Annotated in this window: 8 protein-coding genes; 2 read left to right on the top strand and 6 right to left on the bottom strand. The window is 72.2% G+C overall.

The features are described from left to right. Positions 1-128 precede the first annotated feature (128 nt). A complete protein-coding gene (gene idi, locus ABZ914_RS38295) occupies positions 129-707 on the bottom strand; it encodes an isopentenyl-diphosphate Delta-isomerase (RefSeq protein WP_190857452.1) in 579 nt (192 codons plus the stop codon). Between the two features lie 148 nt (positions 708-855). On the opposite strand from idi, the gene dxs reads away from it, so the two are divergent. Then, complete coding sequence (gene dxs / locus ABZ914_RS38290; RefSeq protein ID WP_190857451.1) at positions 856-2,766, top strand: 1-deoxy-D-xylulose-5-phosphate synthase; 1,911 nt, start codon at positions 856-858, stop codon at positions 2,764-2,766. 28 nt (positions 2,767-2,794) lie between these two features. Here the strand turns inward: dxs and ABZ914_RS38285 are convergent, their stop codons facing one another. The 5 genes from ABZ914_RS38285 to ABZ914_RS38265 all read right to left on the bottom strand — a co-directional run bounded on the left by ABZ914_RS38285 (position 2,795) and on the right by ABZ914_RS38265 (position 9,586). Next, entirely contained in the window at positions 2,795-3,160 is a 366-nt protein-coding gene (locus ABZ914_RS38285) for a hypothetical protein (protein ID WP_190857449.1), read from the bottom strand. Between the two features lie 117 nt (positions 3,161-3,277). Beyond that, positions 3,278-4,627 carry an FAD-dependent oxidoreductase gene (locus ABZ914_RS38280; RefSeq protein WP_500199337.1) on the bottom strand — a complete coding sequence of 450 codons (1,350 nt, stop codon included), beginning with the start codon at positions 4,625-4,627 and terminating at the stop codon, positions 3,278-3,280. Positions 4,628-4,711: 84 nt separating this feature from the next. Continuing rightward, complete coding sequence (locus tag ABZ914_RS38275; protein ID WP_500199335.1) at positions 4,712-6,196, bottom strand: amino acid permease; 1,485 nt, start codon at positions 6,194-6,196, stop codon at positions 4,712-4,714. A gap of 103 nt (positions 6,197-6,299) precedes the next feature. Continuing rightward, the gene (locus ABZ914_RS38270; protein ID WP_500199333.1) at positions 6,300-8,387 is read right to left on the bottom strand and encodes a 3-hydroxyacyl-CoA dehydrogenase NAD-binding domain-containing protein; all 2,088 of its coding nucleotides are present in this window, start codon (positions 8,385-8,387) and stop codon (positions 6,300-6,302) included. Then, positions 8,384-9,586: a thiolase family protein gene (locus ABZ914_RS38265; RefSeq protein WP_500199331.1), complete on the bottom strand. Its 1,203-nt coding sequence runs from the start codon at positions 9,584-9,586 to the stop codon at positions 8,384-8,386. The genes ABZ914_RS38270 and ABZ914_RS38265 overlap by 4 nt, the downstream gene beginning before the upstream one ends. Before the next feature lie 231 nt (positions 9,587-9,817). Between ABZ914_RS38265 and ABZ914_RS38260 the strand changes: the two genes are divergently transcribed. Further along, positions 9,818-10,403, top strand: a 586-nt coding sequence (locus tag ABZ914_RS38260) for an AMP-binding protein (RefSeq protein WP_500199330.1), incomplete at its 3' end; no start/stop codon positions are given.

Genomic DNA, 10,403 nt, shown 5'->3' with positions numbered 1-10,403 from the left:
ACACCGGGGACGGAAAAGTGATCACTCGGATACCGGCAAAGTGCCGGGCGCGCGGCGCGCGCCCGGCCCCCGGAATGGTCCTGCGGACGGGGTCCCCCCGCCCCTCTCCGCGGCTACCAGGGACGCGGCTACCAGGGAAGGGCGGGCGGCAGCGTCGCGGTGCCCGCGTCGGGCCAGTCGCGCGGCTCGCCGAGCGGCGCCAGCTCTTCGAGCTGCAGCCGGTACCACGGCGAGGACTCGGGCCGGCCGGCGAGGTCGAGGCACTGCCGCCACGTCCACCACTCGGCGTCCTCGACCTCGTCGGGGTTGCGGCGGACGGGCGTGCCGGCCGGGACGTCGGCGCGCACCACCGGGCAGCGCTCGTTCTCGAGGGTGCCGTCCTCGGCGACCGCCCGGTACTGGAACGCCGGGAGGACGGATGTCAGAGACACGCCGGAGATGCCCAGCTCGTCCTGCAATCGCCGCAGCACGGCGTCCCGCAGCCCCTCGCCCGGACCGGGGTGGCCGCAGCAGCTGCCCGTCCAGACGCCCGGGAACGTCCGCTTCGACAGGGCGCGGCGAGTGATCAGAACGCGACCCTCCGTGTCCACCACATAGCAGGAAAAGGCCAGGTGGTACGGCGTGTCTCTATGGTGACTCGCGGCCTTGGGGGCGGTTCCGACCGCCTCGTCATCCGCGTTGAGCAGTACGATCTCTTCGACGGCCATGCTCTTTTCCTACCCCATCGGCCTCGCCGGGGTCAGTCGTTTCACACCCCGCGGGGAGGTCCCCTTCGGCGCGTCGCGGGCGAACCGGGATTAAACTCGGAACGGCCCGAGCCAGGGGAACCGGTCCCCGACGGAGGAGTTGACACGCGTGAGCCTGCTGGAGTCGATCAAGGGTCCCGACGACCTCAAACGACTGGACGCCGCGCAGCTGTCGAGCCTCGCGGACGAGATCCGCGACTTCCTGATCGACGCGGTCGCCAAGACCGGCGGGCACCTCGGCCCCAACCTCGGCGTGGTCGAGCTCACCATCGCGCTGCACCGGGTGTTCGACTCGCCCAAGGACAAGATCCTGTGGGACACCGGGCACCAGTCCTACGTGCACAAGCTGCTCACCGGCCGGCACGACTTCACCCTGCTCAAACGGCGCGGTGGCATCTCCGGCTACCCCAGCCGGGCCGAGTCCGAGCACGACGTGATCGAGAACTCGCACGCCTCCACCGCGCTGTCCTACGCCGACGGGCTGGCCAAGGCGTTCGAGCTGCGCGGCGAGAGCGACCGGGTGGTCGTGCCCGTCGTCGGCGACGGCGCGCTCACCGGCGGCATGTGCTGGGAGGCCCTCAACAACATCGCCGAGGGCAAGGACCGCCGGGTCATCATCGTCGTCAACGACAACGGCCGCTCCTACTCGCCGACGATCGGCGGGCTGGCGAGCCACCTGGCCGCCCTGCGCGTCACCCCGACCTACGAGCAGGCCCTCGACCTCGTCAAAAGGACCGTTCCCAGGGCGCCCGTCGTCGGGAACGTCGCCTACGAGGCGCTGCACGGGATCAAGAAGGGCCTCAAGGACATCCTGCAGCCGCAGGCCATGTTCGAGGACCTCGGCCTCAAGTACATCGGCCCCATCGACGGCCACGACGAGCAGGCCGTCGAGCACGCGCTGCGCAAGGCGCACGCGTTCGGCGGGCCGGTGATCGTGCACTGCATCACCCGCAAGGGACACGGCTACTCGCCCGCGGAGAACGACGAGGAGGAGCAGTTCCACTCGCCGGGCCCGTACGACCGCGAGACCGGCGTGCAGAAGCCCAAGGGCCGCATCTGGACCAACGTGTTCAGCGAGGAGATGGTCAAGATCGGCCGGGAGCGCCGCGACGTGGTGGGGATCACCGCCGCGATGCTGCACCCGGTCGGGCTGGCCGACTTCGCCGCCGCCTACCCGGACCGGATCTACGACGTCGGCATCGCCGAGCAGCACGCGGTGACGTCCGCCGCCGGGCTCGCCCTCGGCGGCCTGCACCCGGTCGTCGCGGTCTACGCCACGTTCCTGAACCGGGCGTTCGACCAGGTGCTGATGGACGTCGCGCTGCACGGCCAGGCGGTCACGTTCGTCCTGGACCGGGCCGGCGTCACCGGCGACGACGGGCCGTCCCACAACGGCATGTGGGACCTGTCGCTGCTCCAGCTCGTGCCGGGCATGCGGATCGCCGTCCCGCGCGACGGCGCCCGCGTCGCCGAGCTGCTGCGCGAGTGCCTGGCGGTCTCCGACGGCCCGACCGCGCTGCGCTTCCCCAAGGGCGCCGTGGCCGCCGACCTTGACGCCGTCGACCGCATCGGCTCGATGGACGTGCTGGCCCGGCACGAGGGCGCCAACGGCGCCGACGTGCTCATCGTCGCCGTCGGCGCGATGGCGACGGCCGCGGTCGAGGTCGGCGAGCGCCTGGCCGCCCAGGGAATCGGCGCCACCGTCGTCGACCCGCGCTTCGTCAAGCCCCTCGACCCGGCCCTGCCGGGCGCGGCCGCCGCGCACAGCATGGTCGCCGTCGTCGAGGACAACGGCCGCGTGGGCGCCGTCGGCGACGCCGTGGCCCGCCTGCTGCGCGACGAGGGCGTCGACACCCCGGTCCGCACCTTCGGCATCCCGCAGGAGTTCCTGGACCACGCCAAGCGCGACCTGATCCTCGCCGACTGCGGCCTCACCTCGCAGGACCTGGCCCGCGACATCACCGAGGCCGTCGCCCGCGTCACCGCCGCGGACGCGCCCGAGCCCGCCACCTCCGACTGACGCCCCCGGGAGCGCCGCCGGGGGCGCGTCAGATGCCCTCGGCGGACAGCAGCTGCCAGAAGTGGGTGATGGACGCGGCGCGGGTGCCGAGCTCGCGGCCCGAGTAGGTCCACCGGCCCCGCAGCCGCCACGGCCGCCCGGCGCCGTCCTGCACGTAGACCTGGAGCGGGAAGCAGGCGTCATGGGCGCGGATGACCCCGGCCGGGTCGACGGACGGGGCGAGCCGGGGCTCGCCCTCGCACCGCACGCCCATCACGGACGTGCGCGGGTCCTGGCGCAGCAGTCCCTGCGTCAGGTCGTACACCAGTACGGAGACGTAGTCGGGTCCGAGCCACCTGAGGTCTGGCACCGTCTCGGGAGGGGGGAACCCGTACAGTTCAGGACCGACGGTCACAGGCGCACGGTAGCGGTCCGTGCACGCTTTCGTCACTAGTTTCCCGGCGGGTTCTTCCGTCTCACCGGTCCACGACCGGATCGGCGGCGCGGGCCGGAGGCGGGGACCACCGGGCGGCTACTCCGCCTCGCGGCAGGCGGACGTCATCGCCTCCCACCGGGCGAGCTTGACGCGTTCGCCGCGGTCGAGGGTGCGGGCGAGGGCGATCTCGGCGGCGTCGAGGTTGAGCCAGTCGTTGTAGGTGACGACCGGCAGCCCCCGCGCCTCGAGCAGCTCCTCGATGGTGCGCTTGGGCGCCGTGTCGGTGCCCTCCAGGTCCGCCAGGAGGTGACGGACGGTCTCGGCCGCGTCGGACTTGTTGGTGCCGACGACGCCGGACGGCCCGCGCTTGATCCACCCGGCGACGTACTCGCGGGGGACGGGGGAGCCGTCCGCGCCGAGGATGCGGCCGCCGTCGTTCGGCACGGTGAAGGACTGCTCGTCGAACGGGACGCCCTCCAGCGGGACGCTCTGGTACCCGACCGAGCGCAGCACCAGCCCGACGGGCAGCGTCTCGAACTCGCCGGTCCCGACGACGCGGCCCGACGCGTCCAGCGCGGTCCGCTCCAGCCGCAGCCCCTCGACGCGGTCGGTGCCGAGGATCTCGGCGGGCGCGCGCCAGAACCGGACGTCGATGTGGCGGGCGCGGCCGGCGGCGGGCTCGCCCGTCCAGCCGTTCAGCACCTTGACGTTGCCGCGCACGTGCCGGTCGTTCTCGGCGAGCTCGGCGCTGACGGGGTCGAGGTCCATGTCCTCGGGGCTGACGTGGATGCTGGCGTTCTCCAGCTCGCCGAGCTCGCGGGCCTCCTTGGTGGTGAACTTCGCCTGCGCGGGCCCGCGCCGCCCGATCATGTGCACGCGCTTCACCCGGCTCCTGCTCAGCGCGTCGATGACCTGCTCGGGGACGTCGGTGGCGCGCAGCTCCTCCGCCGTCTTGGCGAGGATCCGCACGACGTCGACGGCGACGTTGCCGACGCCGATGACGGCGGCCTCCTCGACCGACAGGTCGAAGGCGTGGTCGGCGGCGTCGGGGTGCCCGCAGTACCAGTTGACGAAGTCGGTGGCGGCGATGCTGCCCGGCAGCTCCTCGCCGGGGATCCGCATCTGCCGGTCGACCATCGCGCCGGTGCAGTAGACGACGGCGTCGTAGCAGTCGAGCAGGTCGGCGCGGGTGATGTCGCGGCCGAGCTCGACGCAACCGAAGAACCGCACGGCCGGGTTCTCCAGGACCCGCTGCAGGTACTTGGCGATCGACTTGATCGACGTGTGGTCGGGGGCGACGCCGTAGCGGACCAGGCCGTACGGGGTCGGCAGCCGGTCGAACACGTCCACCCGGACGTTCCCGTCGGTCTGCTTCACCAGGGCCTCGGCGGCGTAGATGCCGGCGGGCCCGGAGCCGATCACCGCGACGAGCACAGGGGTAGCCATGCGCGTATTGTGCCGACCCCCACGCCAAAAGAACACCGTGACACCGGTCACGGGATCCTTTAACGGCGGCTCGGGCGCGCCCCGTCAGGACCGATCGGACGCGGCGGCGAGCCCGACGCGGCTGTGGTACCGGCCGTAGCCGAAGTAGATGATCGAGCCGACCACCATCCAGGCCAGGAACCGGTACCAGGTCTCCAGCGGCAGGTTGATCATGACGAAGAGGCAGCCCAGCACCGACAGGATCGGGATCACCGGGACGAGCGGGGTGCGGAACGCGCGCGGCAGGTCGGGCCGGGTGCGGCGCAGGATCAGCACGCCGACCGACACCAGCAGGAACGCGAACAGCGTGCCGATGTTGACCAGCTCGGCGAGCTTGGCCAGCGGGATGAACCCGGCCAGCACGGCGACGATGCCGCCCATGATCACCGTCGACAGCCACGGGGTGCCGAACCGGGGGTGGATGACCGACAGCCACGGCGGCAGCAGCCCGTCCCGGCTCATCGCGAAGAACACCCGGCTCTGCCCGAGCAGCAGGATGAGCACGACGGCGATGAGGCCGACGACGGCGCCGACGTCGATGATCGTGGCGAAAACGGAGTGCCCGACGGCCTTGAACGCGTCCGCGAGCGGCGCGGCGTCGGAGAGCTTCTTGTAGTTCTGCATCCCGGCGACGACCGTCGACACCGCCGCGTAGAGGAGCGCGGTGATGACGAGGGAGCCGATCAGGCCGATCGGCAGGTCGCGCTGCGGGCGGCGGGCCTCCTCGGCGGCGGTGGCGACGATGTCGAATCCGATGTAGGCGAAGAAGACGATGGCGATCGCGGCGAAGATGCCGAGCCAGCCGTAGCTGACCGGGGTGATCCCGAAGATCACCTGCATGAGCGGCGCCGCCGCGCCCTTCACCGACGGGTTCGGCTCCGAGGGCGGGATGAACGGGTGGTAGTTCTCGCCCTTGACGAAGAAGAGGCCGGCCACGATGACCAGCAGGACGACGGACACCTTCACCACCACGACGACCGCGTTCACCCGCGAGGAGATCTTCACCCCGAGGACGAGCAGCCCCGTCACCACCAGCACGAGCGCGATCGCCGGGACGTTGACGACGCCGCCGCTGCTGCCCGGCGGGTTGAGGATCGCGGCGGGCAGGTGCACGCCCGCGCTGTCCAGCAGCGAGGCGAAGTACCCCGACCAGCCGACCGACACCACCGCCGCGCCGAGCGCCAGCTCCAGGATGAGGTCCCAGCCGATGATCCAGGCCGGGAACTCGCCGAGGGTGGCGTAGGAGAACGTGTAGGCCGAGCCCGCGACCGGGACGGTGGAGGCGAACTCGGCGTAGCACAGCGCGGCCAGCGCGCAGACGACGGCGGCGAGGATGAACGAGATCGCGACCGCCGGGCCCGCCTTCTCCTTGGCGACCTGCCCGGTGAGGACGAAGATGCCCGTGCCGACGATGACGCCGATGCCGAACACGACCAGGTCGAGCGCGGACAGGTCGCGGCGCAGCCGGTGCCCGGGTTCCTCGGTGTCCTTGATCGACTGTTCGACCGACTTGGTGCGCAGCAGGTTCATCGTCGCTCCTCGGCGTCACGTCGTTATGACACCCCTATGCCCGGATGCGCGCCGCTTATGATCACCCACCGCCCGCGATCGCGCGGGCGGTGGGCGACCCGCGTCAGGCGGGGAGCGAGGCCGTGCCGGGGGCGAGGAAGCGGCGCCCGGTCGTCTTCTCGGCGATGCCCGACCGGTCCAGGTACGGGGTGATGCCGCCGAGGTGGAACGGCCAGCCCGCGCCGAGGATCATGCACAGGTCGATGTCCTCGGGCGCCGCGACGACGCCCTCGTCCAGCATGATCCGGATCTCGTCGGCGAGCGCGGCGAGCGCCCGGTCGAGGACCTGCTGCTCGGTGGACGGGCTCGTCCCGCCGCCGAAGATCGCCACGACCTCGGGGTCGAGGGAGAAGTCCGGCAGGTAGACGCCCCGCTTGCCCGCCGCGACCATCTTCGCCAGGTTGTCCGAGAGCGGGAACCGGTCCGGGAACGCGCCGTGCAGGGTCTCGTTGACGTGCAGCGCGATCGCCGGGCCGACCAGCCCCATCAGCACGAACGGCGGCATCGGCAGGCCGAGCGGCGCGGCGGCGCGCTCGGCGACCTCGATCGGGGTGCCCTCGTCGACCGTCGCCACGATCTCGGCGAGCAGCCGCAGCAGGACGCGGTTGACCACGAACGCCGGGGCGTCCTTGACCAGCACGCACGACTTCTTCAGCGCCCTGCCGGTCGCGAACGCGGTGGCGAGGGCCGCGTCGTCGGTCCGCTCGCCCCGGACGATCTCCAGCAGCGGCAGCACCGCGACCGGGTTGAAGAAGTGGAACCCGACGACCCGCTCGGGGTGCCGCAGCCCCGCGGCCATCTCGGTGACCGACAGCGAGGAGGTGTTGGTGGCGAGCACGCAGTCGGCGGAGACGTGCTCCTCGACCTCGGCGAACACCTTCTGCTTGACCGACATCTCCTCGAACACGGCCTCGATGACGAAGTCGGCGTCGGCGAACGCGTCCTTGGTCAGCGAGCCGGTGATCAGCGCCTTCAGCCGGTTGGCCTTGTCGGGGGAGAGGCGGCCCTTGCCGAGCAGCTTGTCGATCTCGCCGTGCGCGTAGCCGACGCCCTTGTCCAGGCGCGCCTGGTCGAGGTCCGTCAGCACGACCGGGACCTCCAGGCGGCGCGCGAACAGCAGCGCGAGCTGCGAGGCCATCAGGCCCGCGCCGACGACGCCGACCTTGGTGACCTTGCGGGCGAGGGACTTGTCGGGCGCCCCGGCGGGACGCTTCGCGCGCTTCTGGGTGAGGTCGAACGCGTACAGCCCGGCGCGCAGCTCGTCGCTCATGATGAGGTCGGCGAGAGCCTCGTCCTCGGCGGCGAAGCCCTCGTCGCGGCTCCGGTCCTTCGCGGCGGCGACCAGGTCGAGCGCGCGGGTGAAGGACGGCGCGGCGCCGTGCAGCTTGCCCTCGAGGTTCCAGCGGGCCATCGCGATCGCGTCGTCCCACGCCTTGCCCTTGTCGACCTCGGGCCGGGTCACGGTGATCTCGCCGTTGAGGACGCGGGCCGTCCAGGCGAGCGACTCCTCCAGGAAGTCGGCCGAGTCGAAGACCGCGTCCGCGATGCCCAGCTCGTAGGCCTGCCGGCCCTTCAGCATCCGGTTCTGCGCGAGCGGGTTGTCGATGACGACCTTCAGCGCCTTCTCCGCGCCGATCAGGTTCGGCAGCAGGTACGTGCCGCCCCAGCCGGGCACCAGGCCGAGGAACGCCTCCGGCAGCGCGAACGCCGGGACGCCCGACGAGATCGTCCGGTAGGTGCAGTGCAGGCCGATCTCGACGCCGCCGCCCATCGCCGCGCCGTTGTAGTAGGCGAACGACGGGACGCCCAGCTCGCCGAGCCGCCGGAACACGTCGTGGCCGAGCCTGCCGATGGCCCGCGCGTCCGCGTGGTCGGCGATCAGCGGCACGCCCTTGAGGTCGGCGCCGACCGCGAAGATGAACGGCTTGCCGGTCACGCCGACGGCGACGATGTCGTCCCGTCCGGCGACGCGGTCGAGGGCCGCGTCCAGCTCGGCGAGCCCGTTCGGGCCGAAGGTGTTCGGCTTGGTGTGGTCGTGGCCGTTGTCGAGCGTGATCAGCGCGAGCGTGCCCGCGCCGTGGGGGAGCGCCACGTCCCGGACGTAGGCGTGCGTGACGACCTCGTCGCCGAAAACCGCTGCCAGATCGCTCACTTGGAGCCCTCCCAGTTCACGTTCTCCCAGAGGACGGTCCCGCCCATGCCCATGCCGACGCACATCGTCGTCAGCCCGTAGCGCACGTCGGTGCGCTCCTCGAACAGCCGGGCCAGCTGGTTCATCAGCCGCACGCCGGACGAGGCGAGCGGGTGGCCGAGCGCGATCGCGCCGCCCCACGGGTTCACCCGCGCGTCGTCGTCGGCGATCTTGAAGTGCTCCAGGAACGCCAGCACCTGCACCGCGAACGCCTCGTTGATCTCGATGAGGCCGATGTCGTCCATGGTCAGGGAGTTGCGGGCGAGCAGCTTCTCGGTCGCGGGGACGGGCCCGACGCCCATCACCTCCGGCTCGACGCCGGCGAACGAGAAGTCGACGAGCCGCATCCTCGGCGTGAGGCCGAGGTCGCGGGCGACGTCCTCGGCGGCCAGCAGGCACGCGGTCGCGCCGTCGTTGAGGCCCGCGGCGTTCCCGGCGGTGACGTTGCCGTGCACGCGGAACGGGGTCTTCAGCTTGGCGAGGTCGTCCATCGTGGTGCCGGGGCGCGGCGGCTCGTCCTCGGTCGCGAGCCCCCAGCCCTGCTCGGCGGAGCGGATCGCGGTCGGGACCAGGTCCGGCTGGATCTTCCCGGCGGCGTAGGCGGCGGCGACCTTCTGCTGGCTGCGCACGGCGTAGGCGTCCGCGCGCTCCTTGGTGATCTGCGGGAACCGGTCGTGCAGGTTCTCCGCGGTCGAGCCCATGACCAGCGCGGACGGGTCGACGAGCTTGTCGGCGAGGAAACGCGGGTTCGGGTCGACGCCCTCGCCCATAGGGTGCCGCCCCATGTGCTCGACGCCGCCCGCGATGGCGATGTCGTAGGAGCCGAACGAGATGCCGGCGCCGGTCGTGGTGACGGCGGTCATGGCGCCCGCGCACATCCGGTCGATGGCGAAGCCGGGGACGCTCTTCGGCAGCCCGGCGAGCACGGCGGCGGACCGGCCGATCGTCAGTCCCTGGTCGCCGGTCTGGGTGGTGGCGGCGATCGCGACCTCGTCCACCCGCTCCGGCGGGAGGGACGGGTTGCGGCGCATCAGCTCGCGGATAGCGCGGACGACTAGGTCGTCGGCGCGGGTCTGCGCGTACAGGCCCTTGGGGCCGGCCTTGCCGAACGGCGTGCGGACGCCGTCGACGAACACGACGTCGCGTGCGGTGCGAGGCACGGGTCGTCCTCCCTGCGGATGGGCGGTGTGGTGGAAGCGTCGAGCCCCGTGCCGCCCGGCGCGTCCGTTCGGAGCGGATGGCCGTCGATCGGGCGGCACGAGTGCCCGCACCCGCGATGCTACTCGCAGGTAACCAGAAAGGCTACTCGTCAGTAACCACTGACCGGGCGGCGCCCTTGTTCGGCCCGGGACTCGTGGGTAACGTGGCTCGAAATCACCGGAGGAGGCGCGGTGACGCACGCGAGGCCCGTATACCGGCCGGGACTGCGCCGGCGGATCGGGCACGTCCGCGACCTCGCCGCCCTCCTGCTGCGCACGGGACTGCTGCTGTCCGGCGGCCCCCGCCGCGTCGGCCGCCAGCTCGGCGCGCTGCGCCGCTGGGGCACCTCCCTCGCCGGCGTCCTCACCGCCGCCGCCGCGCACTCGCCGTCCCGCCCGGCCCTGATCGACGACGCGGGCGTGCTGTCCTTCGGCGAGCTCGACGACCGCGCCACCCGCCTCGCCCTCGGGCTGCCGCTGCACGGCCCCCGCCCGCGCGTCGGCGTGCTGTGCCGCAACCACCGCGGCATGGTCGAGACGCTCGTCGCGTGCAGCAGGCGCGGCGCCGAGGTCGTGCTTCTCAACACCGGCTTCGGCGCGGGCCAGATCCGCGCCGTGCTCGGCGAGCTGCGCCCCGCGCTGATCGTCGCCGACGCCGAGTTCGCGCCGCTGCTGGCCGAGGTGCCCATCGCGCTGCGCCGCACCGTGCTGTGGGCCGACCGCCGCCCCGGCCCGCGCGGCGGCTTCTCCGGCGATCCGCCCGGGGCGGGGACGCCGC

The sequence above is a fragment of the Spirillospora sp. NPDC046719 genome (assembly GCF_040645715.1).
Lineage (GTDB): Bacteria > Actinomycetota > Actinomycetes > Streptosporangiales > Streptosporangiaceae > Spirillospora.
Note: the sequence above shows the minus strand (reverse complement) of the source record. Positions and strands in the feature narration are given on the sequence as shown.